At 56.5% G+C, this 23,501-nt stretch carries 30 protein-coding genes; 17 read left to right on the forward strand and 13 right to left on the reverse strand.

Annotated elements, in window-relative coordinates:
• Positions 1-19: 19 nt before the first annotated feature.
• The 3 genes from ASQ50_RS05740 to ASQ50_RS05750 form a co-directional block, all read right to left on the reverse strand.
• Positions 20-727: a substrate-binding periplasmic protein gene (locus tag ASQ50_RS05740; protein WP_412535744.1), complete on the reverse strand. Its 708-nt coding sequence runs from the start codon at positions 725-727 to the stop codon at positions 20-22.
• A gap of 217 nt (positions 728-944) precedes the next feature.
• Positions 945-1,847, reverse strand: a complete 903-nt coding sequence (locus ASQ50_RS05745) for a DMT family transporter (RefSeq protein ID WP_058092187.1) — start codon at positions 1,845-1,847, stop codon at positions 945-947.
• Positions 1,848-1,943: 96 nt separating this feature from the next.
• Positions 1,944-2,183 carry a TIGR02647 family protein gene (locus ASQ50_RS05750; protein ID WP_058092188.1) on the reverse strand — a complete coding sequence of 80 codons (240 nt, stop codon included), beginning with the start codon at positions 2,181-2,183 and terminating at the stop codon, positions 1,944-1,946.
• 183 nt (positions 2,184-2,366) lie between these two features.
• Between ASQ50_RS05750 and ASQ50_RS05755 the strand changes: the two genes are divergently transcribed.
• From ASQ50_RS05755 to ASQ50_RS05770, 4 genes are all read left to right on the forward strand, one after another.
• Positions 2,367-3,722, forward strand: a complete 1,356-nt coding sequence (locus ASQ50_RS05755) for a dicarboxylate/amino acid:cation symporter (protein ID WP_058092189.1) — start codon at positions 2,367-2,369, stop codon at positions 3,720-3,722.
• A 129-nt stretch (positions 3,723-3,851) separates the two neighbouring features.
• Positions 3,852-4,565, forward strand: coding sequence for a lytic transglycosylase domain-containing protein (locus ASQ50_RS05760; protein ID WP_058092230.1), 714 nt, complete (start codon positions 3,852-3,854; stop codon positions 4,563-4,565).
• Positions 4,565-5,353 carry a spermidine synthase gene (locus ASQ50_RS05765; RefSeq protein WP_058092190.1) on the forward strand — a complete coding sequence of 263 codons (789 nt, stop codon included), beginning with the start codon at positions 4,565-4,567 and terminating at the stop codon, positions 5,351-5,353. Before ASQ50_RS05760 ends, ASQ50_RS05765 begins: the two co-directional genes overlap by 1 nt.
• Positions 5,350-6,054 (forward strand): pseudouridine synthase, encoded by a 705-nt coding sequence (locus ASQ50_RS05770; RefSeq protein ID WP_058092191.1) that lies wholly within the window; start codon positions 5,350-5,352, stop codon positions 6,052-6,054. The genes ASQ50_RS05765 and ASQ50_RS05770 overlap by 4 nt, the downstream gene beginning before the upstream one ends.
• 8 nt (positions 6,055-6,062) lie before the next feature.
• On the opposite strand, the gene yeiP is transcribed toward ASQ50_RS05770, so the two are convergent.
• The 4 genes from yeiP to ASQ50_RS05790 all read right to left on the reverse strand — a co-directional run bounded on the left by yeiP (position 6,063) and on the right by ASQ50_RS05790 (position 8,515).
• Positions 6,063-6,629 (reverse strand): elongation factor P-like protein YeiP, encoded by a 567-nt coding sequence (yeiP, locus tag ASQ50_RS05775; protein WP_058092192.1) that lies wholly within the window; start codon positions 6,627-6,629, stop codon positions 6,063-6,065.
• 74 nt (positions 6,630-6,703) lie between these two features.
• A complete protein-coding gene (locus ASQ50_RS05780) occupies positions 6,704-7,201 on the reverse strand; it encodes an acyl-CoA thioesterase (RefSeq protein ID WP_058092193.1) in 498 nt (165 codons plus the stop codon).
• 108 nt (positions 7,202-7,309) lie between these two features.
• The gene (locus ASQ50_RS05785; RefSeq protein WP_058092194.1) at positions 7,310-8,008 is read right to left on the reverse strand and encodes a crotonase/enoyl-CoA hydratase family protein; all 699 of its coding nucleotides are present in this window, start codon (positions 8,006-8,008) and stop codon (positions 7,310-7,312) included.
• Positions 8,009-8,137: 129 nt separating this feature from the next.
• On the reverse strand, positions 8,138-8,515 hold the full coding sequence (locus ASQ50_RS05790; protein WP_058092195.1) for a hypothetical protein: 378 nt from the start codon (positions 8,513-8,515) through the stop codon (positions 8,138-8,140).
• A gap of 318 nt (positions 8,516-8,833) precedes the next feature.
• Between ASQ50_RS05790 and ASQ50_RS05795 the strand changes: the two genes are divergently transcribed.
• Positions 8,834-9,772 carry a sensor domain-containing diguanylate cyclase gene (locus tag ASQ50_RS05795; protein ID WP_058092196.1) on the forward strand — a complete coding sequence of 313 codons (939 nt, stop codon included), beginning with the start codon at positions 8,834-8,836 and terminating at the stop codon, positions 9,770-9,772.
• Between the two features lie 32 nt (positions 9,773-9,804).
• On the opposite strand, the gene ASQ50_RS05800 is transcribed toward ASQ50_RS05795, so the two are convergent.
• Positions 9,805-10,572, reverse strand: a complete 768-nt coding sequence (locus ASQ50_RS05800) for a helix-turn-helix domain-containing protein (protein ID WP_058092197.1) — start codon at positions 10,570-10,572, stop codon at positions 9,805-9,807.
• Positions 10,573-10,726: 154 nt separating this feature from the next.
• Here ASQ50_RS05800 and ASQ50_RS05805 point away from each other — a divergent pair, with 154 nt between their 5' ends.
• From ASQ50_RS05805 to ASQ50_RS05815, 3 genes are all read left to right on the forward strand, one after another.
• Complete coding sequence (locus ASQ50_RS05805; RefSeq protein ID WP_058092198.1) at positions 10,727-10,996, forward strand: YiaA/YiaB family inner membrane protein; 270 nt, start codon at positions 10,727-10,729, stop codon at positions 10,994-10,996.
• A 4-nt stretch (positions 10,997-11,000) separates the two neighbouring features.
• Positions 11,001-11,705: a PspA/IM30 family protein gene (locus ASQ50_RS05810; protein WP_058092199.1), complete on the forward strand. Its 705-nt coding sequence runs from the start codon at positions 11,001-11,003 to the stop codon at positions 11,703-11,705.
• 223 nt (positions 11,706-11,928) lie between these two features.
• Positions 11,929-12,708, forward strand: coding sequence for a substrate-binding periplasmic protein (locus tag ASQ50_RS05815; protein ID WP_058092200.1), 780 nt, complete (start codon positions 11,929-11,931; stop codon positions 12,706-12,708).
• Between the two features lie 5 nt (positions 12,709-12,713).
• On the opposite strand, the gene ASQ50_RS05820 is transcribed toward ASQ50_RS05815, so the two are convergent.
• On the reverse strand, positions 12,714-14,444 hold the full coding sequence (locus ASQ50_RS05820) for a BamA/TamA family outer membrane protein (protein WP_227510232.1): 1,731 nt from the start codon (positions 14,442-14,444) through the stop codon (positions 12,714-12,716).
• Between the two features lie 98 nt (positions 14,445-14,542).
• On the opposite strand from ASQ50_RS05820, the gene ASQ50_RS05825 reads away from it, so the two are divergent.
• Positions 14,543-15,142, forward strand: a complete 600-nt coding sequence (locus tag ASQ50_RS05825; protein WP_058092202.1) for a sterol desaturase family protein — start codon at positions 14,543-14,545, stop codon at positions 15,140-15,142.
• Here the strand turns inward: ASQ50_RS05825 and ASQ50_RS05830 are convergent.
• The gene (locus ASQ50_RS05830; RefSeq protein ID WP_058092203.1) at positions 15,124-15,816 is read right to left on the reverse strand and encodes an NAD(P)H-binding protein; all 693 of its coding nucleotides are present in this window, start codon (positions 15,814-15,816) and stop codon (positions 15,124-15,126) included. The two genes, ASQ50_RS05825 and ASQ50_RS05830, sit on opposite strands and share 19 nt — an antisense overlap.
• A gap of 71 nt (positions 15,817-15,887) precedes the next feature.
• Between ASQ50_RS05830 and arfB the strand changes: the two genes are divergently transcribed.
• Positions 15,888-16,301, forward strand: a complete 414-nt coding sequence (arfB, locus tag ASQ50_RS05835) for an alternative ribosome rescue aminoacyl-tRNA hydrolase ArfB (RefSeq protein WP_058092204.1) — start codon at positions 15,888-15,890, stop codon at positions 16,299-16,301.
• Between the two features lie 170 nt (positions 16,302-16,471).
• On the forward strand, positions 16,472-17,317 hold the full coding sequence (locus ASQ50_RS05840) for a DUF72 domain-containing protein (protein WP_058092205.1): 846 nt from the start codon (positions 16,472-16,474) through the stop codon (positions 17,315-17,317).
• Positions 17,318-17,328: 11 nt separating this feature from the next.
• Here ASQ50_RS05840 and ASQ50_RS05845 read toward each other — a convergent pair whose 3' ends face one another.
• Positions 17,329-18,231 (reverse strand): hypothetical protein, encoded by a 903-nt coding sequence (locus ASQ50_RS05845; protein ID WP_058092206.1) that lies wholly within the window; start codon positions 18,229-18,231, stop codon positions 17,329-17,331.
• Positions 18,232-18,447: 216 nt separating this feature from the next.
• Between ASQ50_RS05845 and fabG the strand changes: the two genes are divergently transcribed.
• From fabG to thpR, 3 genes are all read left to right on the forward strand, one after another.
• Complete coding sequence (fabG, locus tag ASQ50_RS05850; RefSeq protein WP_058092207.1) at positions 18,448-19,206, forward strand: 3-oxoacyl-ACP reductase FabG; 759 nt, start codon at positions 18,448-18,450, stop codon at positions 19,204-19,206.
• 107 nt (positions 19,207-19,313) lie between these two features.
• Positions 19,314-19,526, forward strand: coding sequence for a hypothetical protein (locus ASQ50_RS05855; protein ID WP_058092208.1), 213 nt, complete (start codon positions 19,314-19,316; stop codon positions 19,524-19,526).
• 7 nt (positions 19,527-19,533) lie between these two features.
• On the forward strand, positions 19,534-20,070 hold the full coding sequence (gene thpR, locus ASQ50_RS05860) for an RNA 2',3'-cyclic phosphodiesterase (RefSeq protein ID WP_058092209.1): 537 nt from the start codon (positions 19,534-19,536) through the stop codon (positions 20,068-20,070).
• A gap of 15 nt (positions 20,071-20,085) precedes the next feature.
• On the opposite strand, the gene ASQ50_RS05865 is transcribed toward thpR, so the two are convergent.
• Entirely contained in the window at positions 20,086-20,478 is a 393-nt protein-coding gene (locus tag ASQ50_RS05865) for a DUF2784 domain-containing protein (protein ID WP_058092210.1), read from the reverse strand.
• Between the two features lie 85 nt (positions 20,479-20,563).
• Here ASQ50_RS05865 and ASQ50_RS05870 point away from each other — a divergent pair, with 85 nt between their 5' ends.
• The 3 genes from ASQ50_RS05870 (at position 20,564) to ASQ50_RS05880 (ending at position 22,688) form a co-directional block, all read left to right on the forward strand.
• Positions 20,564-21,025 carry a hotdog fold domain-containing protein gene (locus ASQ50_RS05870; protein ID WP_058092211.1) on the forward strand — a complete coding sequence of 154 codons (462 nt, stop codon included), beginning with the start codon at positions 20,564-20,566 and terminating at the stop codon, positions 21,023-21,025.
• Positions 21,026-21,066: 41 nt separating this feature from the next.
• On the forward strand, positions 21,067-21,270 hold the full coding sequence (locus ASQ50_RS05875; protein WP_058092212.1) for a DUF3185 family protein: 204 nt from the start codon (positions 21,067-21,069) through the stop codon (positions 21,268-21,270).
• A 197-nt stretch (positions 21,271-21,467) separates the two neighbouring features.
• Positions 21,468-22,688 (forward strand): PQQ-binding-like beta-propeller repeat protein, encoded by a 1,221-nt coding sequence (locus ASQ50_RS05880; protein WP_058092213.1) that lies wholly within the window; start codon positions 21,468-21,470, stop codon positions 22,686-22,688.
• A gap of 44 nt (positions 22,689-22,732) precedes the next feature.
• Here ASQ50_RS05880 and mtgA read toward each other — a convergent pair whose 3' ends face one another.
• A complete protein-coding gene (gene mtgA / locus ASQ50_RS05885) occupies positions 22,733-23,431 on the reverse strand; it encodes a monofunctional biosynthetic peptidoglycan transglycosylase (RefSeq protein ID WP_058092214.1) in 699 nt (232 codons plus the stop codon).
• Positions 23,432-23,501 lie beyond the last annotated feature (70 nt).

Below are 23,501 nucleotides of genomic sequence, written 5' to 3' on the forward strand. Positions count from 1 at the left end.
GGCTGACGCTAACCGGAGATCAATCGTAGCGGGCAACAATGGCGTCCAGTTCGCCCTCACTGCGGGCACTGTCCAGAGCTTGCTGAAGGTCCGTTACGATATCCGGGTTGGTCTCCCGGCTTATGGCCAGATACATGGGCGTCTCCCGGAAAACCAGCACCGGCTTCAGGCCGGTAATGCCATGTTCGTCCTCAGCAACCAAGGGCCCCACAAGGCCATCCGTGACCCACAGATCGGCCTGACCCAGCGTCAGACGACGGGGGTTCACATCACCCGACGTATTCATGATCACGTTAAAACCCTGATCCACCAGGTACTGAGACATGACATCGCCCCGGTAGCCGGCAATTCTCAGGTCTTTGGCATCGCCCAGACTGGATAGTGTTATCTCGGAGTCGGGAGCCGCAAACAGGGTCCATTCAATGGATGCCAGCGGGCCCACCCACTGAAATAGCTGCTCTCGTTCATCGGTGCGCGCGGTACAGAACAGACCGTGGTTTTCACGTCCCTGCACCCAGTCGTAGGCGTAGCTCCAAGCCCGCATCTTCATCTGCACGTCGTAATCTACCCTTGCCAGAATGGCTTTCACCATATCGGTGCAGATACCGGTGATCTGGTCCTCGTTGTGGGCAAAGCCCTCACCGGAAACAGACGCGTTATAAGGAGGGTAATGTTCGGTAAAGATATACAGCCGCTCAGCAGCCTGAGCCGTGGCGCTTAAGGCCATTAGCGTTAATCCAACGAACCATGCCCTCGCGACGTTTCGCAGGGCGTTTCTGGCTGATGCGATGACAACGTGCATGTCTTGTTCCTTTTGGCTGGCAATCGTTGGTATGACGCAAAAATAGGCAGAGTTGGAAGTTTGTGCCAATCGATCTGGCAGTTTACGACAGCATAACTCCGTAGTTCGTATCTGGCATTGAAAGTTCCGTGACAGAACGTAACTAGCTCGACCTGGCTGTTCGCGGCCCTGAGGCGACAACCAGGGCCACGCCAGCCACGGCAACCGCGCCTCCAGCCATGGCCATTGGCCCCAATCGCTCATCGAACAGGATAAACGCCTCCAGTGCCGTGACTGGCGGCACCAGATAAAACAAACTCGCCACCTGAGAGGCCGCCCCCCGGCGAATCAGCCACATTAGAAGCAGAATGGCACTGACAGACAGGCCAAATACCAGCCAGCCAAGGGCCAGTTTGAACTGAAGCGTCCACTCCACAGTCCGGGTCTCCAGCAACATCGCACCAACACCAAACAAGACCGCCGCGGCGGTATACTGAATCATGGTGCCAGACACCAGATCAACCGACGTGCCAAACCGTTTCTGGTAAACGGTGCCAAGGGAGATTCCAATCAGCGCCAACCCTGCCCAGACCAGTGTCAGCCCGGGTAGCCCTGTATCACCGGTGCTGGTTCCTCCAAACTTTTCTGCAATCACCAGAGAAACACCCACAAGCCCCAAGACCAACCCCACCCACTGCTTTCCCGAAACCACCTCACGCAGAAACACCACAGCCGCCAGCGCGGTTACTAAAGGCTGTAAGCCTACAATGAGCGACACCAGCCCAGATGACATACCCTGATCAATGGCGTAAAAAACACCACCAAGGTAACAGCCATGAACCAGAATACCGGTGATCGCCACATGACCGGCGCTACGCCAGCCCGGCCATCGGGCACCCATGATGATGGCCAAGACGGCCAACGGTATTAACGTGATCAGCATGCGGATAAACAACAGCGTAAAAGGCTCTGCATACGGCAGGCCGTACTTGGCACCAATGAATCCGGTGCTCCAGAGCCAGACAAACAGGGCAGGTACGAAGAAGGAAAAGAAAACCGGGGGCATGGATCAAAGCTCGGCTGATAGGAATCCTGGCAGGAGACTATAGCCTGCCAGAACCCGCCCAGACAGGCACAGAACTCAGCTAACCGACCATCACAGTCAAGCGCTCGTCAACATCGATTGCAGTTTCTGAGTAAACTCTACGGCCTCGCAGCCCAAGGGGGTCAGGTATCCCCCGTCTTTCTGGCTGATCAACCCTTTTGCAAACAGCGACTCTGCCGCCCGGACCGTTTCCGGCGCCGCAGAATGGGCATGCACTTTTATACCTTCCTGGGTGGATATCGAGGGAAACTGTAGCAACAGGTTCAGCTCGGCAAGGTGGTTTGGAGAGAACGGCATAAAAGCTCCTTATCATTAGAATTATCTGAAGTTTAGCCCAAATATCGGAGCGCCACGGTGGAATCGTTGTGAAATTGATCCAGGTGCATATTTTGCCCGATTATCCTATTGTTACACCCATCGCGCCGCGACTTTCAGTGCAAGTCAACGACATTGCATCATCACAACACGGACACGTTGATCATGGACAACACACCGGCACAGTCAGATGACTATTACCCACGCCCTTTGCGCCACCTGAGTGTTTACCTTGCGACGCTGGTTAAAGGTCGCCTGTGGCTCAAGGTGCTGATTGGCATGGGGCTTGGTCTTGTGGTTGGCACCTTGCTGGGCCCCTCGGTTGGCCTGGTCGAGCCAGAAACCGGAACGCTGATCGGCAACTGGCTGGCCTTTCCCGGGCAACTGTTCCTCGCCACCATCCAGATGATCGTGATACCACTGGTTATAGCCTCTGTGGTAAGAGGCCTGGCCGCCAGCGACAACCTGGAACAACTGCGCAAGATGGGCGTCCGGGTTACCCTGTTTTTTGTCATCACAACTGCTATTGCCGCCACCATAGGCCTTTGGGTAGGAGGCCTGGTTAACCCGGGTGACCTGATGACCGGCCTGACAGCGCCTCCGGTCGATGCTGCCCCGGTCGCCGCGGACATCCCCGGCCTGGATGCCATCCCCCAGACACTGATCGGCCTGCTGCCCGGCAACCCCCTGGATGCCATGGTAGAGGGGCAAATGCTGCAGGTGGTGATTTTCTCCATCATCATCGGCGTTGCACTGGTCAGCATGTCGGGAGACAAGGCCAAGCCGATGCTGGACCTGCTCGACTCCCTGCAACAAATCTGCATGACGGTGGTTCGCTGGGCGATGCGCCTGGCGCCCTATGCCGTTTTCGGGCTGATGGCGCAACTGACCACCACGCTCGGGTTCCGTGCCATGCTCGGCATGGCGTCCTATGTGGCCACCGTTTTGCTCGGCCTGGCTGTACTGATGGCTTTTTACCTGATTATTCTAAAACTGCTGGCCGGCGTGAGGCCTCTGCAATTCCTGAAAGACACTCGTGATGTACTGCTGCTCGCGTTTTCCACGTCCAGCTCCGCGGCAGTCATGCCTCTGTCTATCCGCACTGCGGAAGACAAACTGGGTGTGCGCCCTTCCGTTTCCCAGTTTGTCATTCCGCTGGGCGCTACCATCAATATGAACGGTACCGCCCTCTATCAGGCCGTGGCCACAGTGTTTCTGGCACAGGTGTATGGCATCGACTTGAGTGTGGGCAGTATGGCACTGCTGGTAGCCATGGCAGTCGGCGCATCCATCGGCTCACCCGCTACACCCGGGGTAGGCATTGTCATTCTCGCCATGGTGCTTCAATCCGTGGGTGTACCGGCGGCAGGTATTGCCTTGATTATGGGCGTGGACCGGATACTTGATATGTGCCGTACCGCCATTAACGTTACCGGTGATCTGGTCGCTTGCCGACTGATGGAAAACTGGTCGGGCAAACGATTACCAGACCAACCCGAACCGGTGCCCGATGAGGCCTGAGGCCCACAGTAAGTTTGTGACCCCATGAACAATCGGTATCATCAAGGTACGAAAGTCCTACACATGTGCGGGCGTCTACCGCGATAATAGCGGTGGATTGTTATGCAGAATCAACGCACCGGGTCTTTGATGAATTTAAGCGGTATCTCTCTACTGGCCAGAACAACGGTCGCCTTTGCTATCGGACTCGTTCTGGCAGCGGGCACCGCCCATGCGGACAGCATCCAGCGCATTGTGCACCCGGATGGCCGGGTGGAATTCACCAACGTGAAAAGCCCAAACCAGCCCCGCGCCTCCACACGCAACCAGACGGTGTACCGCTACACCGATGAGCACGGCGTGGTAGCCTACAGCAGTCAACGCCCCGGTACGGAAGACGTTGAAGTTATCCGTTTCCATTGCTACGCCTGCGATCCGGGCTCCAAGGTGGATTGGTACAGAACCCCCCTGTTCCTGACCCCATTCCGGGATGAAATACTGACAGCCGCTCAAGAGTTTGATGTCGACCCGGCCCTGGTTCGGGCGGTTATCCATGCCGAATCTGCGTTCAACCCGAAGGCTGTGTCGCCAGTCGGCGCCCAGGGCCTGATGCAGTTGATGCCCGGCACCGCAGATGAACTGGGCGTGAGAGACCCATTTGCCATTGAAGACAATATACGTGGCGGGGTCGATTACCTCGCCCGCATGCTCAAGCGTTTCAATGGTGATATCCGCCTGGCGACTGCCGCCTACAACGCCGGCCCCGGCGCCGTCGGCCGCTTCAATGGCATTCCCCCCTACGCGGAAACCAAGGCCTACGTTGAACGGGTAGGTATTCTGCACCAGCGCTACGCCAGCAACTGATGGGCACGGTGATCAAGCGCCCTGACATCAAGGGCGACATTGTTCATGTGGCAAGTGACCCCCATGGCAACATTCTGGTGATCGATGACCGTAAGCATCGGATTCTGAGCTTCGATTCGGTGTTTGAGCAAAGCAAGATCCTGCGGACAGCCCCCAATGTTCCCGTGCATGAATACAACCGAGCCATGCTGCTGCCAATCGCTTTTGCCTCACCCAGCCGGGTAACCGTTCTGGGCCTTGGTGGTGGTGTACTCACACACGGCCTGTTCACGCTGCTGCCGGACAGCACCATTGAGGTATATGAACTCAGGCGAAAGGTTGCGGAGATTGCAAAGGAGTGGTTTGCACTGCCCGAATCAGAACGGCTAAGGGTGCATATTGCCGATGCCCGTCTGGCCGTCGACCAGCTACCCGAAGCCAGCACGGATATGATTCTGACAGACCTGTACAGTGCTGACCGTATGAGCCCGGCGCAAAGCCAGCGGCAGTTTATAAAAGCCTGCAGCAGGGCATTATCCTCTACCGGCTGGTTGGTTCTTAACTACCACCGAATGCCGGAGCCGGACGGCAATCTGCTGCGGGAACTCACGCGGCAGTTTCCCCTGCTGCTGGTGTTCAAAAGCCGGACCAACAACTGGGTGATCTACGGGCGCAAACAGGATTTTGACCCCTGGTCCCTGGACAAGCTCCGATTGAATGTACTGGAAGAGCGCCTGCCCATTGGCTGGCGCAAACTGATCAAGAAGCTGAGCCGGCTGGTGCCGGCCGTTACCCCAAGCGAGCCATGAAGCTCTCCCGTATTATCAGTAACCAGAACGGTGTCAGTCGTCGCCAGGCCAATCAACTTCTGGCTTCTGGCCGGGTGAGCGTGGACGGCCAGAGGTGCCAGGACGGCGCAGAAGAGGTTTCCCGGTTTCAGGAAGTCAGAATTGACCAGAACATCATCCAGCAAGCCGAACCCGCTTATTACCTGATGCTCCACAAACCCGCCGGTTACCTGAGCGCCACCAAGGATGACCAACACCCCACGGTTATGGAACTGATTGCACCGAACATACGAGAGCACCTGCACATCGGCGGCCGCCTGGACCGGGCCAGCACCGGGCTTCTGATTCTGAGCAGTGACGGGCTATGGTCCCGCCGGCTCACCGAGCCTGACATCAAACTACCGAAAACGTACCGGGTCACAACCGCGTCACCCATCAGCCCGGAAACGGCCACGCGCTTTGCCGAGGGAATCTGGTTTGAGTACGAACAGTTGACAACCTCCCCCGCCCAGTTGGAGCAACTGAATGACTGTGAGGCTCGGGTAACCATCTTTGAAGGGCGATATCACCAGGTAAAGCGCATGTTCCACGCAGTCGGCAATCGGATCACATCACTGCACAGGGAAAGCATGGGCAGTCTGGCACTGGACCCGGAACTTCCTGTTGGTGGGTATCGTCACCTCAGCGGTGACGAAATCAGCTCCGTCGGCGGACGGAGCTGATCAAAACATCAAGCGCGGCTGAGGAACTTACGCTCTTCCACATTCACCTTGATGCGATCGCCGGTAGAGATGTGCTCAGGCACCTGAACCACCAGGCCGGTAGTCAGGCGAGCCGGCTTGGTGCGGGCTGTCGCGGAACCGCCCTTGATGGATGGGTCGGTTTCTTCGATAGTCAGCTCAACCGTAGGCGGCAGGTCAATGGCGACCGGAGTCTCGCTGACCAGAATCGCCATCACGCCCTGGGTATCCTCGGTGATGAACAACAGCTCGTCTTCAATGGCGCTTTTGTTCAGCATGTACTGGGTGAAGTCTTCGTTATCCATGAACACGTACTCGTCGCCATCGGCGTAGGAGAACATAACCGGACGACGCACCAGATCCGCCAGATTCAGCATGTCAGAGTCTTTAAAGGTCTCGTCCAGCTTCTGGTTAGTCACCACATCGTACATGCGCATACGGTACAAGCTGCCGCCAGCACGGCCCTGAGGTACCGAGCGCTCGATATCCTTCACAAAATAGACGCGGCCGTCATACTCAACGGCCTGGTTCTTCTTGATCTCACTCGCTTTAGGCATAACATCCGGTTCCGATAAAAAAGGTTTTCTGTGGCGCTGATATACCATGACTGGAATCAATAAGCGATAGTCTCTCAGCCATTTGCCTTTGAAAGCTCGTCTCGCGTTCTCAGCCGCCCTTCCCGGCGAATCTCGGCTTTCTCGTAACGACGAATCTGGTCTTTGGTTTCCGGAATCACCGGTGGCACTTCAACAGGCCGGTCATTCTTGTCCAGGGCCACAAAGGTAAAAAAAGCGGAGAGGATGTGGCGGGTTTCGCCGGTATAACTGTTCTCTGCCTCCACACGGGCACCGATCTCCATAGACGAGCCCCAGCTACGGTTCAGCGACAGATTAAATAACAGCGTGTCGTTCCCCTTGGCAGGTGCCCGGAAGTGGATCGAATCCACCGCAGCAGTCACACAAACATGGGCCGAGTGGCGCTCTGCCACCACCAGTGCCAGACGATCACACTTGGCCATGATCATGCCGCCAAACACCGTGTTGTGTGAGTTCATATCATTGGGGAAAACCTTGTAAACATGCTTGTCGATGGCGGATGCCGCCACCGGCTTGCCCGGTTTTTCAGACATTTCACTCAACCCCCTCTCGTGTTTACCCACAAACTCTGCGAGACCTCTTCTGGCCTGGCTGTTCAGATTCAAACCTGCCAGCCAGTTCCAGAAAAAGGTGAGCTCGGGTTAACCCATCAGATCAAAGTGAGCAGCATCCTGCTCGATGCAACGGTCCAGCAGCGCCAGGTAATCCGCCTTCACTTTCAGCTTGGTTTGCTTGTGGGCGTTCAGGTTAAGCTGCTTCATCTGGGACGCAACCGCTACGGCTCGCTCCATCAGTTGTTCAGGAGCCACCACCTCATCCAGGAAACCAGCCGCAACGGCGCCTTCCGGGTTAAAGATCTCGGCATTCACCACCGAACGGTAGAAATACGGCGCCGGCATACGGTGGCGGGCGATCTCGATACCAGCGTGGTGCATGGTCATACCAATGGCCACTTCGTTCAGGCCCAGCTTGAAACCGCCCTCTACGCCAATGCGGTAATCCACAGACAACAGGATAAACGCGCCCTTGGCGATAGCATGGCCACTGCACGCACCAATCACCGGCAGCGGGAACGCGGCCAGGCGACGGGTCAAGGTTGAGCCCACCTTCACCAGCGCCATCGCTTCTTTCGGGCCCTTCTGCATTTCTTTCAGGTCGTAGCCGCCTGAAAACATGCCAGGCTGACCTGTCAGAATCACAATAGCCTTATCCTGCTCGGCCTGGTCCAGAGCGGCATTCAGCCCAGCAAACACATCGTGGCTCAGGGCATTGGCTTTGCCGTTATTCAGGCTGATGGTGGCAATGCCGTCGTTCAGTTCGTAGCTTACGAGTTCAGTCACCTGTGCGTCCTCATTTACTGCGTTTTATTAAAGTGAGTGTTTGTTAACAACAGAATCCCAAGATTGTGGGCGATCTGCGGCATCAGGTAAAGACCTGATCATCCCCATGCTACCGCCCCGCACCAACAGTCATGGCCGGACAATACTGCCCTGCGGCACCAGGCAATTCATCATGGAGATAGAGACATCCCGGAACATCGCCTCGGAGGTCACCCGGTCCGGGAAGTTATCGTACACAGCGCGGCGGCACGTAGACGTTCGGGATTGCGCTCGCTTTTCGCAGTCCTGGATGGCGTCACTGCCCGCAGGCTCTCCCACCGCCTGTGCGCACAACGCGGGAATCTGGGTGATCGCCCAGTCCACCACCTCACTGCTTTTGGCAGGACTGGTCTGAAGATTGGCAAAGCGTGCGGGATCGGTCGGATCAGAGGATTCCTGGGTCTGGCCCCAGAACACATAGACGAGGGCAACAGACACCATGGCAACCGTAACAATGGGGAACTTCATTAACACTTTCCGTTTATGGGGCGACAACGCCGGGTAATAGGCATGCACGCAGCCTACCCCAAGCGGCCTCGTCATGCATCACCCAAGGTTACGCACAGAATCTGTGGATAACTTTGTGCGTAGGCCAAGGATACCTCGCCTGAGCCCAATAAGCCCGGGGGCTTTGGCAATGTGACCGCAAAATGAACGGGTCAAACTTTATCCAACGACGAGTAGCTTCCTTCCAGGCGCCAATGCCCTATACTGCGACATATCCCATGCTCGCGAATCCATCCACCGAAGACTTCACCCCGAGTAGCCAAGCCTGGAGGTACGGTCGTGAAAAACAAATCTGAAGAACCGGCCACCGACAGCTCGGTTTACAAAACCCTGCTGGAATCTACCAGGGCCATTCCCTGGAAGATCGACTGGAAAACCATGAAGTTCGCCTACATTGGCCCTCAGATTGAGGCGTTACTTGGTTGGACACCGGAAAGCTGGCAGAGCGTGGAAGATTGGGCCACCCGCATGCACCCGGATGACCAGGGCTGGGTCGTGGATTTCTGTGTCGCTCAATCCAAGTCCGGCATCGATCACGAAGCTGACTATCGGGCACTGCACAAAGACGGTCACTACGTCTGGATTAGGGATGTGGTGCATGTTTCCCGAGATGACCATGGAGAGGTCGAGGCGCTGATCGGTTTCATGTTCGACATCAGTGAGCGCAAAAAAACCGAAGAGAAAGTCGTGGCTCTGCAGAAAAAGCTTGAGGAATATTCTTTTCAGGATGGCCTCACCGGCGTAGCGAATCGCCGAATGTTTGATTCATTCCTGGATGAGACCTGGCATAATGCCGTGAGAAACCAGCAGCCGCTCTCGGTGCTCCTTTTGGATATCGATAACTTCAAGCAATACAACGATCTTCATGGACACTTGCAAGGTGATGAGTGCCTAAAACGCATAGCCAAAGTACTCATGGGTGCAGCAACGCGTTCAAAGGACTTTGTTGCCCGTTTTGGTGGCGAAGAGTTTGTCATCGTTCTGCCGGAAACCAACCCTGAAGCAGCACTGAAAATTGCCGAACGGTGCCACCAACATCTGCTACGAGAACAGATTGCCCATGGTGGCAATAGCGCAAGCCAGCTGGTCACGCTGAGCATCGGCGTTGGCACAATCACACCAGCGAGAAATGATTCACTCACTGACTTTCTGGGGCTTGTGGATCAGCGCCTGTACGAGGCGAAACACCAAGGCAGGAACCGCATCGTGGCAGCCTGAGGCCACCACTCCACCAAGGGAGGAGTCAGTGTCTAATTCCGTGTAACACCGGGATACGCCTTCCTCGCCTCTGGCCGCCGGAGGCTTGCGAAGGCGTCAATCTCCCACGGCCGCATGGCCATCAGCAAGCTGACTCCGAAACGCTGTTCTAATGGCAGAGCCAAGTCTTCCTCATGGCAATGACGAAACTCAAGGGCCAGACGTTTCAGTTTCTGTTGCACAGATTCGTTCGATTGGGGCGACAGCATACCGCTTACAAACAGCCGTATCTCACCCGGCTGATGGAATCGACATTTCAGGAAATCCTGCTGAACTTCCGTTTCAAAAAACCGCTGGATTGGCCCCCGGGGTTGCCAGGCGAAGTCGTGGCTGACCAGTAACTTGATTCGGTTACCGGGCAACAGCTCCACCAGCCCCATGCGATCAAGCCGGGCCAGATAGCGGATTAACTCCGGCTCCTCTATCTGATAGTTCTGGAGTATCTCGCCAAACTGCCAGCGGTTCATGGCACACACCGCCACCAGCAACAGGCGCAAGTCAGACACCAGCTCCCGTTCCTGTTCTTCGCTCAGCTGTTCAACCCGGGGCTCGGGGGCCAGCTTGCGGACCAGATCGGTGATTTCCATCCCCATCAGCCCGCATATCTGGTCCAGGCGCTTCAAAGAGAACTGGCGGTCTGAAAACAACCGTTTCACACTGGCCTCTGACAGAGCCAGCGCCTGCGCCACATCCTGATAGGTCAGCCCGTGCGCCCTGAGCTGGCGTTTCAATTCACTGACAATCGCGCTGGTTTGCGCCATAACCGTCCCCTTTCTTACCAGCCATCCAGCCAAACGTATCAATATACGATACCTGATGTATAGGGCAGCACTACCTTTATAGAAAACCTCGCCCGCCTTCCCTGGTTCACGCACAGTGAAGCCGTTCCAACAACAACGTCATCAGGAGTTAATCATGGACAGCGAACTCAAAAGCAATTCCGCCGGGTGGGTATTCTTTGTGAAGGTTTCCTTTGCTATCGCACTCTTTGCAGCTGCCGCCGGTGTAGTGTTGGCACCGGTGGATCTGGTGCTCAAGGGCTACATGGCTATCAGCGCCCTGTTTCTGGTCAGCACCACCATCACGCTCTCCAAAACCATCCGCGACGAGCACGAGCACCAGCGCATCGTCAACCGCATCTCCGAGGCACGCACCCATCAACTGCTGAAAGAATACGGGGAGTAACACCATGAGCATCTGGCGCAAATTGGACACCCTGTTCCGGGCATCGGCCCAGGAGCCGGTAGCAAAACTGGTGGATGCCAACGGTATCCGGATATTCGAACAGGAGCTGCGCGATGCCGAACAGGCCATCGCCCGCTCCAAGCGGGAGCTCGCCTGCCTGATGGCGGAAAAAACCCGGCTGGCCAAGGACAACGAACACCTCAGGGCAACCCTCGACAAACGGGAGCATCAGGTAACCGAAGCGCTGAAAAAGAACGAGGAAGAGCTGGCGCTGGAACTGGCCAACCTGATCGCAGAAGATGAACCACTTCTTGAACGTCAGCAACAGCAGCACGACAAACTGCAGCAGCAGGAAAACCGATTGCGCAAACAGCTGCGAGACTCTGGCCGGGCGCTCAAGCATTTCCACAGTGAACTCCGGCTGGCCAGGGCCAACCGCCACGCCGAGCAGGTTAACCGCCAACTCCGCGGACACGCCCGGGGGCTGAGCAGTCATATGGAAGACCTCAACCAGTCCGTATCCCGCATTCAGGCAAGACAGGCCGAAGCGGAAGATATCGAGGCGGCGTTGACAGAGCTGGACCGGGAACAGGAGAACGACTCCCTGGATTCGAAACTGAAAGCAGCTGGCATCAGCAACGGACAGAGCAGTGGCGAACAGGTCCTTGCCAGGATTCGTTCGCGGTCATCCGCAGACTGCAGCGAATAGCGCACATCACCCAAGCTAGATGCAGCTATAAGCAAGAGTCTATTACCTCTGCTTATAGCTGACCTCCAAGAGAGATTCGAGGCCACTGCTTTGCCCGCCAAAGGACCCTTCGCGGAAGGCGCAGATTAAAACTGGGAAACCCCGAAAAAGGCTGCTATTTTCATAGATAATCGCCTGCTCCCCGGCCGATGGCTTATTCGCGGGCAACTCCCGGAGCCTAGAGATGAAACGATACCTGACCATGCTGCTGGTATCGCTGTTTACATGGATTGAGGCAGTCACCGCAGATGATACACAACACCTGAGCATAGCGGTTGGTGACTGGCCGCCGTATTTTGATCAGGAGGCATCCGATCAGGGGATTGTCGCCCAATTGCTGCGGGATGTGTTCGCCGAGGAAGGCTTTACGGTCTCCTACCACTTCCTCCCCTGGAAACGAGCCTACTATGAGGCTGCAACGGGTAAACACGATGCCACAGCGGTGTGGATGCATGCGGAAGAACGTGAGCAGGACTTCACGTTCAGCGATCCGGTCCTTAAAGAGAGATTTGTGGTTTTTCACCTCAAAAGCCAGCCAATCAGTCGGTCCACGGTGGAAGACCTGTCTGACCTCAGGCTCGGGGGCAGTATTGGCTACAGTTACGGTTCGGCTTTTGATCAAGCCGTAGAGGATGATTTACTCAATATTGAATGGGTAGCCAGTACCGTGCTGAATTTCCGCAGGCTCTTGTTCGACCGCATCGATGCGTTCCCCGAAGAGATCAACGTGGGCTATCACATTCTGCGCCGTGAACTTGACCCTGAGGAATCCAGCCGTATCACCCACCACCCCCGCTCCCTTCTCGAGAACGAAAGTTTCGTTTTATTCCCAAAAACACGACCAGACACCCCGCAACTGGCAAAACGCTTCAATCAAAGACTTCAGGCCTTCCGGGATGATGGCCGCTATGACCGTTACTTCAAGAATCCCCAATACAGCATGCAGCTGAGACAAGATCAGTAATGCACTCAGAACCGGCTCCTCCCCCGCAGCAACACCTGTAAGGCATCAATGCTGTCATCCCCATCCAGGGGAAACGCCAGATCAAAGTGCAGCATTCGCTGTACTTCAACCCTGCTGGATGCCAGCCTCAGACCAACCCCTATATCCCTCAACACACCGCCGTCCGGCCCGTTACTCTGACCGTCAGCAAACCAGGCGCGGCCAGCATCAACAAACACCACCCCGCCCATCCGAAACAACTTGAATGGATGCCAGTCGGGGAAGTACCGGCGCTCGAGTGTCCACAAAACCCTGCGGTCCCCTTGCTGGTATTCGCTGGGATAGCCACGCAGCCCGTTTTCACCTCCGATCAACAGTTGTTGGTCGGCGGTCAGGTTGCGAGCAGCGGTAAAGGCAAGACTCGTGTACCAGCCGGTCCAGCGAACCGATCCACCGTGAAAGTACTCCAGGCTGAGGGTGCCCAGGAGATTCTCCACGCGGTCTTCGTCAAGCCGATACGTGCCACTCTGCTCCAGACCATAGCTGGCGTAGTTGGTTTCCGTCGCCAGCAAGGAGTCCTGAAAACTCATGTTCAGGACGATCCGGTCTTCCGTGGCCCCCAACCCGGTGCCTGAATAGCCAAATTCCGTGCGCCACACAAAACCATCCCGAACGTCTTCGACCCGCTGTAAACGAGTCAGATTGGTCATCTCGCGAAAGCGGTTCTGGCGGTAATCAAAACCAATCCATGGATAGCTCAGGGTTCGATCATCCGGCAACACATCCAGAGCCGGCTGGTCGGGCAATGACTGAAACCCGAACGCCTCGTAGCGATACCCCGCCAACAACCGAAGTTGCCGCTCATTGCGTTCGGCCAGGCGCCAGCCGCCGTCAATACTGAAATATTCGCGGATGCGGCGATAATCGGCAATGGCTTGCGCCCCCACGTAACGGGACTCCTCCCGGACATCGTCCACGCCAGCCACGCCAAAGCGCCAGTTGGTGCGCTCGCTGAAAAACGGCCGTTCCAGATAGGCGCTCCGCCCCCGCCCGTCACTGCGGTCATCGTAGGAAAAGCCCGCCTGCCAATGAGAGCCGGCAACATTGGGATCGTCCACAAACACACTGGTTTCGGAGCGGTCCGGGTCCTTGGTGTAGGAAATACCCAGGCTCTTGCCCGAGCCCAGAAAGTTGGGGTCGGAGATACCGGCATTGGTGGTATTGTCACCACCGGACCTTGTAATACCCAAGGTCGGAAGCAGCGTCCAGGTATCCCGGGCCAGAACACTCACCTCTACCTCGTCGCCACAAAGGCGGGTAACCCCCACCCAGGCCGCTGTCAGATATTCCCGCTGCCGCAAGACCCGCTCGGACTCTTCCAGCAACCCGGGGTTGTAGGTGTCGCCCTCAACAAACACCAACTGGGAACGAAGGGCCGACTCCCAGGTCGGTGTGTTGAGAGTATTGAGGGCTCGATACAGGAAATTGTCCTGATCCGGATCAGTGGTATCGAAAATGGGGCGCTGAATAACCCGAATACTGCCAATTGTGGCACCGGGAGGAATGACCAGATCACTCTGCCGCGCCAATTGATCTCGAGGCTTGTCCAGATCAATCATCGCCGGCTGAACATTGCTGACAACACACGGCTCTTCGGTAGGTTCTGCCCCCAACACAGCCCCTGACAGAACCATGCCGGACACCAACAGACTGTTCCGGCACACCATCGCTGTCTTTCCACCCGATCGAACTGTCATATTCCGCCAATGAAGCCGCCAACCTGGCGCAAATTAATAAAAGGTTTGATCCAAGGCTATGACAGGATAGAACAACAATCACTAAAAGAGGCCAGACCATGATTGGTTTTCCCATCGCCCTGATCTTTGCCAACGGCTTCGAGTGGTATGCCCACAAATACATTCTGCATGGCACGCCCCGGCCGGGGCAGCCTCGCCACAGCCCGATTCCCAAGTCCATGAAGAGCCACTGGCAGCACCACAAAATCGTGCGCACCACCGATTATCAGGATGACGGTTACGCGGAAGGCCTGAGCAACTGGCGCACGCGGGATGAAGTTGTGTCTCTGCTTAAGCTCACGGCGATCACATCGCTGGCCATGCCGGTAGCGCCGTTTTTCACCCTGGGCACCTACTATGCTGCTGCTCGTTATTTCTACGTGCACCGGCGCTCACACCTTGAGCCTGAGTGGGGCAAAAAAGCGATTCCCTGGCACTACGACCATCACATGAACACTAACCAGGATGCCAACTGGTGCGTCACCCGCCCCTGGTTCGACTACATCATGGGCACCCGGGTAATTGCCAATCAAGACGATGCCGAGACCAACCCGCTGGGCCTGCGTCTGCCTAAAGCCATTGAAAAGCCCCTGAACCAGGCCTGTCGCAGACTCTTACCGAAAAGCTTTGAAAGGCTCAATCAAGGACAGCTGGCCTGAATGCCCCGGGCCAAGCTACGGATGTCATCGTACTCCCAGACCACAACCACGGGGCGGGCGCCTTTGCCATTATCGGATTCCATGAGGTCATTCACCATCGCCTCGGCAACCGTCTCGGCCTCAATGGCCCGATACTTTTGTAGCGGGCCAATCAAGGCGCGGTTGGCTAACGGCATAACCGCCATGCCGATGGCTTCGCCGGTACGATGCTCCTTTCGGTCTCCCAGCAACAGGCTTGGGTGATAAATGGAAAGGTAATCAAACCCAAGCCCCCGCACCGCATCCTCCAGCTCACCTTTCACCCGGCTGTAGAAAACCGTAGACCGGGAGGAGGCACCAATGGCAGACATCAGGATAAGCCTGTTCACACCCCCCGCCTTGGCCAATTTGGCCGCCCTGTATGCGTACTCGTAATCCACCTTACGGAATGCTTCCTGCGAGCCCGCCTTCTTGATGGTGGTGCCCAGACAGCAGACCAGGGCATCAACCTTGAAGATATCAGCGCGGGACTCCAGCGCCTCAAAGTCGACCACATGCTCCACCAGCTTCGGGCTATCAATACCCAGCGAACGGCGCACCGGCACCACCACGGATGTTACCCCGGAGCGCTTCAGCAACTTTTCGACCACCAGGCGACCGGTCAGGCCTGTGGCTCCCAATACCAGAACGTTCATGACACACCCCTGAAAATTGATTAGGCTCACCGTAACACCAGAATCCACTATGTGCAGTTAAATGGAAACCCATGCTGAAAATCTCCAATGCCGTTGAACTGGCAGACTGGGAAATTGAGATCACTCAGATACGCGCGCAAGGCGCTGGCGGGCAAAACGTCAACAAGGTGGCATCCGCCGTTCACCTGCGGTTCGACATCCTTAACTCCAGCCTGCCACCGTTTTACAAGGAACGGCTGATGGCGTTGTCAGATCAGCGCATCAGCAAAGACGGCATCATCGTGATCAAAGCCCAGTCTTTCCGGACTCTTGAACTAAACAAGGAGGATGCCCTGGAGCGACTGAAAGAGCTCATTCAGGAAGCGGTAAAGCAACAAAAGGCCCGGCGCCCAACCAAGCCTACCAAGGGGTCGCAAAGGCGGCGAGTGGACAGTAAAACGAAAAAGGGCAAAACCAAGGCACTCAGGGGAAAAGTTCAGCTTTGACGGTCTGTTTTACCCACAACATCTGTGGATAACTTTGTTAGGAACGAAAGGATAGGCAGTGCAAACCCTTTAACCACAAGGGCTGGTGGAATGCGTAGGTTATTTGATCAACCGGTTCATCCGCCCGCTTTAAGTGATCAATTTATCCACAGCACAGCAACGGAAGAGCGATGGCACTGCCCTACTTTCTTGGCTGCCCTCAATGGCAAGATCCGAACTGGAACAACCAACTGCCCCCCGGCGGCACCCCCCTGGAGCGATACGCCCGGATATTCAACACCGTTGAGGGCAACACCACCTTTTACGCCAGCCCCAGCCGTGAACAGTGCCGGCTATGGCGGCAGCAAGTTCCGGACAACTTTCGATTTCTGTTCAAACTTCCAAGAACCATCACCCACGAACGCTTCCTGAACGGCGCTGGCGATGAACTGGGCGCCTTTCTGTCGCTGATTGAGCCGCTGAACGGTGTGCTTGGCCCCATGTTGCTGCAGCTACCCGCAGGCTTCGGCCCGGAGAGGTTGGACCAACTCTGGCGTTTTCTGGACACAGCACCAGACTATCTGGACTGGACGGTGGAAGTCCGGCACCCGGCGTTCTTCGCCAAAGGTGAGGAGGAGCGGGCCCTGAATCAGGGTTTGCGGGCCCGCAAGCTCGCCCGGGTGGCACTGGATAGCCGGGCGCTGTTCTCGGCAACGCCCGACTGCGAATCAACCGTCGATGCCCAGCGCAAGAAGCCCAGGGTTCCGGTGCACATCCTCCCCAGCAACGCACCGCCGGTGATTCGCTACATCGGGCATCCAGACCTGGAGGCCAACCGGGCGTTTCTTGCACCTTGGGTGCAGCGAGTCGCAGCCTGGATCAAAGACGGAATTCAGCCCTATGTCTTCATGCACATGCCCGACAACGGCCACGCAGTGGCACTGGCCTCACTCTGGACGGAGCTTCTGCGGGAAAAGCTTCCGGAGCTGGAGCCTCTGCCAGTACACGTTGCAACGCCGCAAATCGGGCTGTTCTGACCAAACGCCGACTACGCAGCTACCGCAGTGTCCAGAGCCGGCTCACCAAGGGGTGGCTCATCCGTCAGCAGCACATCCCGGAACGAGAGATAATAAGCGCCGGTAAGCACTGCCCCCCAAACTATGGCCGCGAGAATCATCGCTACCACCCAAAAACTCATGGATGCCGTTGACGCACTGATCGTGAACAACGGGAAGAAAAAGAGCTGGCTCAGCGCCATCACATTCACGGCGAAGAAAATCAGCACGAACAGGTTCTTGAAACTCGCCCGAAAACTATGACTAATCGCGGCAAAGACGCCTTCACGCGCAATCACAATTAACGGCACGACAAAGCAGAAAAGAGCAGCGAACACGGTCAATGCCGCCACCACCGAGAGGAACACGAACAGGGCGCGCAACATGAAGTTTTGGGTTCCCAGGCCGAAACTCATGGCATCACCGTAGTACCCAGCACCAAAAAGCGCGCGCTCAAGATCTGCCGTGCCCACTATCCAGTAGCCCATCAATGACATTGCCAAGGCGACCAAGACCATGAGCAGTAACATAAGTACCAGGTGGGCGATACTGCGCCCCCCAAACCCAGCAAACAGACTGGTGAACCGAGGGCGCCCCTCAGCGGCAGAATGAAAAACGGCGATCATCCCGGCATTCAGCACCAATGTCAGTACCGCTATCGCAGAAACGATCAGAACCATCGTAAAAAGACTGCCTCGAAACATCAGGTCAAATGAAACCAGCTGGATCAGCACCGGCGCAACAATCACCAGCAGGTATGCCGGCAGAATGACGCCCCAGTTGTCACGGAGCAGCCTTATGGACCCTGAAATCCAGTTCAGTGGTGGTCCCGCTTTTACTTTGCGCGGTGAAACAGAAACGGGTTGGTCGGAATTACTTTCACGGTGAGTATGCACAGCAGGAAGTCCTTAATTTGCTTTCCAGAAATGATGACCAGCAAGCTGATCTGTCCATGGCCCGGCACCCTAACAGATCGTGTCCTCGATCTGTGTCCAATATCGCCCCCGGGCTGTGTGAGACATTGCCCATTCGCGCCGCCTGCGCGCACGGGACAGCGCAAATCCACTATGCTTGATTCACACAACACGTCATCCGAATACAAGGAGAAGAATATGTTCAGCCTGGAAAATCGAGTTGCTCTGGTGACCGGCGGCGAGCATGGTATCGGTAAAGGTATTGCTGAGGTGCTGCACAAAGCCGGCGCCAAAATCGTGATTGGCGGTATTGATGAAGCAGCCGGCCAGCAAGTAGCCAAGGAACTTGGTGGGCTGTTTCTAAAGCTGGACGTGACCCGGCAAAGTGATTGCCAATCTGCGATCACCGAGATTGAAAAGCAGTTCGGGCGGCTGGACATACTGTGCTCAAACGCCGGCATCTTCCCGCAGGCCAACCTGGACGAGATGACCGAGGCCCAGTGGGATCAGGTACACAACGTCAACCTGAAAGGCGCGTTCTTTATCGTACAGGCCGCCATGGCACACATGAAGAAACGGAATTACGGCCGCATCGTGCTGACATCTTCCATCACCGGACCGGTCACCGGCTTCCCGGGCTGGAGCCATTACGGTGCCAGCAAGGCAGGCCAACTGGGGTTCATGCGCAGTGCCGCCCTGGAAATGGCCAATAGCGGCATCACTATCAATGCGGTGATGCCGGGCAACGTGCTGACGGAAGGCCTTCAGGCGCAGGGGGAGAAATACCTCAACCAGATGCGGGCGGCTATTCCCACCCATACCCTGGGAACCCCGGAAGATATCGGCCATGCTGCCTGTTTCCTGGCCTCCGAGGAGGCCCGCTACATCACCGGGCAGCAGATCATTGTTGATGGCGGGCAGGTGCTGCCCGAATCTCCAGACGCGATTCCGGGTTGACCTGCTGCAGCCAACAACAGGACACTGACGTCCGCTGATATAGCTGGTTATAAACGCAATAAACCAATGCGGTTCCAATTGGAGCCGCCTCACTCTGGAGGATACTGATGGCTGACGAAGACACCCTGACAGCACTGAAAACTGCGTTCACCTTCATGCCCCAGCCGGTCGAGATCAACCGCTACGAATACGGCGACGATGCCGACCGCATTCTGGCCCAGGTGAACTTCGTCCGGGAGGTACTGATCAGTCACGGCATTGACCCCGAGGAAGTGGCCGGCGAGATTAATCCGGACACCTCCCCCAACTCCTGTTACTGAACGCGTTATGCCAAGGCTGTTTTTCGGGCTTGAGATTCCCGAGGCCATCAAGACGAGCCTCCTGCAAGTCAAAACACAGGTGGCGGGAGCCCGCTGGCAAAGCCGCGGGCAACTGCACCTGACCCTGGCGTTCCTCGGCCAGGTGGAAGATCATCAGGTGGCCCTGGCATGCGACCTGGCCAGGGGTATTACCCAATCGTCGTTTGAGCTCAACGTACAGGGGCTGGGCTGCTTCGGTTCCCCGGAGAAACCTAAGATCTTATGGGCTGGCGTATCGCCTGAGAACGAACTCAGAGATCTCCAGAACAACCTGGCAACCAGGTTGACCGCCAACGGGTTCACACTCGAAAACCCTAACTTCAAGCCGCACATCACACTAAGCCGTTTTCGGCACCCGGCCGGGTCGGTTTCCTCGCTGCTTGATAGCCACCAAGGCACCGTGTTTGGATTGATGCCGGTTCAAGACTTCGTACTTTACGAAAGCGCGCCAGGGCCGGGAGGCTCGATTTATAACGTGATTGAACGGTTTACCTTGCAACCCTGACGCTCGCTACCACCCTCAGCGCCGGGGCCTGACCAGAAACCAGCTGGCCAGCACCAACGTCCCAAACAGGGTATAGACCAGAATAAAAACCCAATCCGGGGCGCTGTAGTACAGAATCGTTTGCAGCCAGTGCTGAATGAACGAGCCGTCATAACCGCTCTGCCCGGCCTTTGCCCGCAGCTCCATTTCCCAGATCGTCAGCGGGCACAGCACGCCAAGCCAGGCCTGAAGCACGACAATACCGATAACCACAAGGTGGCTCAGCCGGAACCAGAGGTTTCGTACCCAATCCCACTGGCGAACGTAACCTATCAGAGTGGCCAGCAGGCCAAAGATGACGAACATCACCAGTAAGGTATGGAAGACCAGTAACAAGTCTGCGAGTATCTGGAACCAGTTGGCATCCATAGGCGCCTCAGTTTCAATCGTCTGGATAATCAGAACAACACGTTCCTAGAATACCCTTCTGCAAACCATCATCCGAGGAGAATCCATGATGGATGTCGTCAATGTGTACAACCGGCTTAGCCGTCTGCCAATGGGCAAAACCCTGTTCAGCCGCGCGGTTTGCCAGACCGCACCTTACTTTTCCAGCATCTCACCAACAGTGGAGACACTTGCCCCGGGCCGCTGCGTGGTCACCATGAAAAAACGCCGAAAGGTCACCAACCATCTGAAAACCGTTCATGCGATTGCCATGTGCAACATGGCGGAACTGGCCGGCGGATTGCTCACGGACGCCTCGATTCCCAAGGGGGCACGCTGGATTCCCTCTGGCATGACCGTCAAATATCTCAAGAAAGCCAAAACCGATCTGATAGCCACTGCCGATGGGTCTGGCATAGACTGGTCGCAGGAAGGCACCGTGCAAGTGCCGGTTTCTGTCACAGACACATCGGGCGTGGAGGTATTCCATGCACTGATTGACATGAACGTTAAACTTTCAGCTAAATAACGTTGCAGGTTCGAACAACAACAGGAACAAGGAAGCAGCTTATGGGAAGCTCAAAATTGATCGGTGTCGTGTTGCTGGTGGTAGGCGTGGCCCTACTCTACTTTGGCTACCAGTCCAGCCAGGCTGTTGGCAATCAGGTAACCGAAGCCCTGACCGGTCGCTTCACGGATGAAACCATGTGGTATCTGATTGGTGGTGCAGCAGCAACCGCAGCGGGTGCGTTTCTGACGTTTGTGAAAAAATAGCGAGATTCCCGACCGGCACTAACGCTCCTGACTCCCCACCGGCACTGTCGCCAGCAGTGCCGGGCAACCTAGTGTGTATTACCTAATTCCCTTCAATAAACTTCCTACGCCTGCTTACCAAGCCAATCCAAGAACAACATCGCTTCCGTGAGCGCAGTAACCCATGGACATCTATTGATACAACGGAGTGTTGTTCTATGCGCACTATTGCACGAAAGAAAACCCTTACCCTTCTGTTCTCCCTCGTTCTGATCGCCGCCTGTACCGCAACCATCAAGCCCGAGTGGACCGCCCTGTATAACCACAAAGCCAACGTGGAACCCGATCGCCTGACCTGGCTGGAAGATCTTTCGGTCAACAGCTACGGTGATGTCATGGTCGCAGGCACGACCATTCGCACCGGTCTGGCTAATCGAGTGCAGGATATTCTGCTTGTCCGTTACTCCGATAACGGCCAACGGCTCTGGGCGGTCGATTTCGATCTGGCCACCGGGAACTACCGCAGTGACGACAGCGCCCTTGCCATGGTCATTGATGGCCAGGACAACGTGTACATCCTCGCCAATCAGTTCAAGGTTCTCGATGAAAATACGTCGTCCGCCGGCGCCTGGCTGATCAGTGCTGATGCCAATGGCAACGAACGCTGGCGCCAGAAGCTCAGTGACAGCAGCGAAATGCGCGCGTTGAGTCTCAGCAATGACAAGCTTTACGTAACCGGGCCCAACACCCAGATATTCAATCTGGAAGGCACGCCTCTTCTAGGCGTCGAGCATCCGGAGCATACCGCGCACTCGGTAACCGCCAGTGCCAACGGTAATTTCGTCGTTGCCAGCGGCCAGGCTGTCAGCCTGTTCAACGCAAACGGAGAGCAACTGTGGCAGCAAACCGGTGTAACCGGTGAGTACCCGGCCGGCGAAGTCATCTTCACCATGAACGGAGACATCGTGGCGACCAACCTGCTGGCAGACAACGGCGGCGCCCGCATCTCCCGCTACACGCCGGCCGGCGACAAGCTGTGGACCAGAACCTTCGGCGCGGCTTACAAGAGTTACGGCTTGCCCGGGCCAGCCCTGGTGTTCGAAGACTATCGTGGCGACCTGCTGCTGACGTCTTCCAACTCTGATGGTCACCGTATCGTTAAACTCGACAGTGCCGGCAGGACCGCCTGGAATAAAACATCGCGCAACGGGATCATTAAAGATGCCGCCTTGAAAGGGTCTGACCTGTTTGTGGTTGGCAGTGGTTTCAACGCCAAGTACGAAAGCGACGGCAGCCGGGTGGCGGAATCAAAAGTAGACCGGAACGTGCAGATTACCACCGGCAGCGTTGCCATTGATGGCAACAAGCTTTACGCCGGCTACAGTGCCGAGAGCAACGGCAGCTTTGCACTCCACCTGTCACAGTATCTGGACCGTTAACAATTGCAGGGACTGAACGGAATAGCCGACTGCGATGCAGCCGGCTACCACAGCCCCTCAAGATACCGCAGCCCGGAAAGCTGGGCCATTTGCCGTTGAATCCAGTCGACCCGCTCCTGCACATAGGCCGACGGAGAGTTCACACTCAAGACCTTCGGGTTTGGTAAAACAGCGGCCAGGCGTGCGGCCTGGGCCTGGGAAAGATAACGTGCCGGCTTGCCGAAATAGGCCTGGCTGGCCGCTTCCACACCGTAGATGCCCGGGCCGAATTCCGCGATATTCAGATACACCTCAAGCACTCTCCGCTTGGGCCAGAGGCCGTCGATGGTCACGGCCAGGCCCGCGTCAATGGCCTTGCGAGCAAAGCTGCGCCCGTTCCACAGAAACAGATTCTTGGCGGTTTGCTGGGTGATTGTGCTGGCGCCCCGCAGCCCCTCCCCCGCCTTGTACTCCGACACAGCCTTGCGGATAGCATCCACATCCACGCCACGATGATGGGGGAACCGTTGATCTTCACTGGCCACCACCGCCAGCGGCATCCACGGAGAAATATCCGACAGCGGCACCCACTCATGCCGTAACGGCCGGGGCGGGTTATCGAGTTGATACGCCAGCATAAACGCCGACGTGGGAGGGTTCACAAAGCGGAACAGCAGAATAGCCAGCAACAGCAGTGCGATAACGACACCGAGCGCGATCGCCACCAGACGCAAAGATGTGCGAACAAAAGACCTCTTGGCCATAACCAGAACCTACCCACCGCCATTGGCTGAACACGAACAAACAGGCCGTACATGTTAGCCGACACGACAG

Origin of the sequence: Marinobacter sp. LQ44, assembly GCF_001447155.2 — a bacterium.
Lineage (GTDB): Bacteria > Pseudomonadota > Gammaproteobacteria > Pseudomonadales > Oleiphilaceae > Marinobacter.

What these genes read in the sequence shown, in the direction of transcription:
- ASQ50_RS05740 (WP_412535744.1), bottom strand. Translation starts at nt 727, where the DNA reads ATGGCCTTAAGCGCCACGGCTCAGGCTGCTGAGCGGCTGTATATCTTT.
- ASQ50_RS05745 (WP_058092187.1), bottom strand. Translation starts at nt 1,847, where the DNA reads ATGCCCCCGGTTTTCTTTTCCTTCTTCGTACCTGCCCTGTTTGTCTGG.
- ASQ50_RS05750 (WP_058092188.1), bottom strand. Translation starts at nt 2,183, where the DNA reads ATGCCGTTCTCTCCAAACCACCTTGCCGAGCTGAACCTGTTGCTACAG.
- ASQ50_RS05755 (WP_058092189.1), top strand. Translation starts at nt 2,367, where the DNA reads ATGGACAACACACCGGCACAGTCAGATGACTATTACCCACGCCCTTTG.
- ASQ50_RS05760 (WP_058092230.1), top strand. Translation starts at nt 3,852, where the DNA reads ATGAATTTAAGCGGTATCTCTCTACTGGCCAGAACAACGGTCGCCTTT.
- ASQ50_RS05765 (WP_058092190.1), top strand. Translation starts at nt 4,565, where the DNA reads ATGGGCACGGTGATCAAGCGCCCTGACATCAAGGGCGACATTGTTCAT.
- ASQ50_RS05770 (WP_058092191.1), top strand. Translation starts at nt 5,350, where the DNA reads ATGAAGCTCTCCCGTATTATCAGTAACCAGAACGGTGTCAGTCGTCGC.
- yeiP (WP_058092192.1), bottom strand. Translation starts at nt 6,629, where the DNA reads ATGCCTAAAGCGAGTGAGATCAAGAAGAACCAGGCCGTTGAGTATGAC.
- ASQ50_RS05780 (WP_058092193.1), bottom strand. Translation starts at nt 7,201, where the DNA reads ATGTCTGAAAAACCGGGCAAGCCGGTGGCGGCATCCGCCATCGACAAG.
- ASQ50_RS05790 (WP_058092195.1), bottom strand. Translation starts at nt 8,515, where the DNA reads ATGAAGTTCCCCATTGTTACGGTTGCCATGGTGTCTGTTGCCCTCGTC.
- ASQ50_RS05800 (WP_058092197.1), bottom strand. Translation starts at nt 10,572, where the DNA reads ATGGCGCAAACCAGCGCGATTGTCAGTGAATTGAAACGCCAGCTCAGG.
- ASQ50_RS05805 (WP_058092198.1), top strand. Translation starts at nt 10,727, where the DNA reads ATGGACAGCGAACTCAAAAGCAATTCCGCCGGGTGGGTATTCTTTGTG.
- ASQ50_RS05810 (WP_058092199.1), top strand. Translation starts at nt 11,001, where the DNA reads ATGAGCATCTGGCGCAAATTGGACACCCTGTTCCGGGCATCGGCCCAG.
- ASQ50_RS05815 (WP_058092200.1), top strand. Translation starts at nt 11,929, where the DNA reads ATGAAACGATACCTGACCATGCTGCTGGTATCGCTGTTTACATGGATT.
- ASQ50_RS05820 (WP_227510232.1), bottom strand. Translation starts at nt 14,444, where the DNA reads ATGACAGTTCGATCGGGTGGAAAGACAGCGATGGTGTGCCGGAACAGT.
- ASQ50_RS05825 (WP_058092202.1), top strand. Translation starts at nt 14,543, where the DNA reads ATGATTGGTTTTCCCATCGCCCTGATCTTTGCCAACGGCTTCGAGTGG.
- ASQ50_RS05830 (WP_058092203.1), bottom strand. Translation starts at nt 15,816, where the DNA reads ATGAACGTTCTGGTATTGGGAGCCACAGGCCTGACCGGTCGCCTGGTG.
- arfB (WP_058092204.1), top strand. Translation starts at nt 15,888, where the DNA reads ATGCTGAAAATCTCCAATGCCGTTGAACTGGCAGACTGGGAAATTGAG.
- ASQ50_RS05840 (WP_058092205.1), top strand. Translation starts at nt 16,472, where the DNA reads ATGGCACTGCCCTACTTTCTTGGCTGCCCTCAATGGCAAGATCCGAAC.
- fabG (WP_058092207.1), top strand. Translation starts at nt 18,448, where the DNA reads ATGTTCAGCCTGGAAAATCGAGTTGCTCTGGTGACCGGCGGCGAGCAT.
- ASQ50_RS05855 (WP_058092208.1), top strand. Translation starts at nt 19,314, where the DNA reads ATGGCTGACGAAGACACCCTGACAGCACTGAAAACTGCGTTCACCTTC.
- thpR (WP_058092209.1), top strand. Translation starts at nt 19,534, where the DNA reads ATGCCAAGGCTGTTTTTCGGGCTTGAGATTCCCGAGGCCATCAAGACG.
- ASQ50_RS05865 (WP_058092210.1), bottom strand. Translation starts at nt 20,478, where the DNA reads ATGGATGCCAACTGGTTCCAGATACTCGCAGACTTGTTACTGGTCTTC.
- ASQ50_RS05870 (WP_058092211.1), top strand. Translation starts at nt 20,564, where the DNA reads ATGATGGATGTCGTCAATGTGTACAACCGGCTTAGCCGTCTGCCAATG.
- ASQ50_RS05875 (WP_058092212.1), top strand. Translation starts at nt 21,067, where the DNA reads ATGGGAAGCTCAAAATTGATCGGTGTCGTGTTGCTGGTGGTAGGCGTG.
- ASQ50_RS05880 (WP_058092213.1), top strand. Translation starts at nt 21,468, where the DNA reads ATGCGCACTATTGCACGAAAGAAAACCCTTACCCTTCTGTTCTCCCTC.
- mtgA (WP_058092214.1), bottom strand. Translation starts at nt 23,431, where the DNA reads ATGGCCAAGAGGTCTTTTGTTCGCACATCTTTGCGTCTGGTGGCGATC.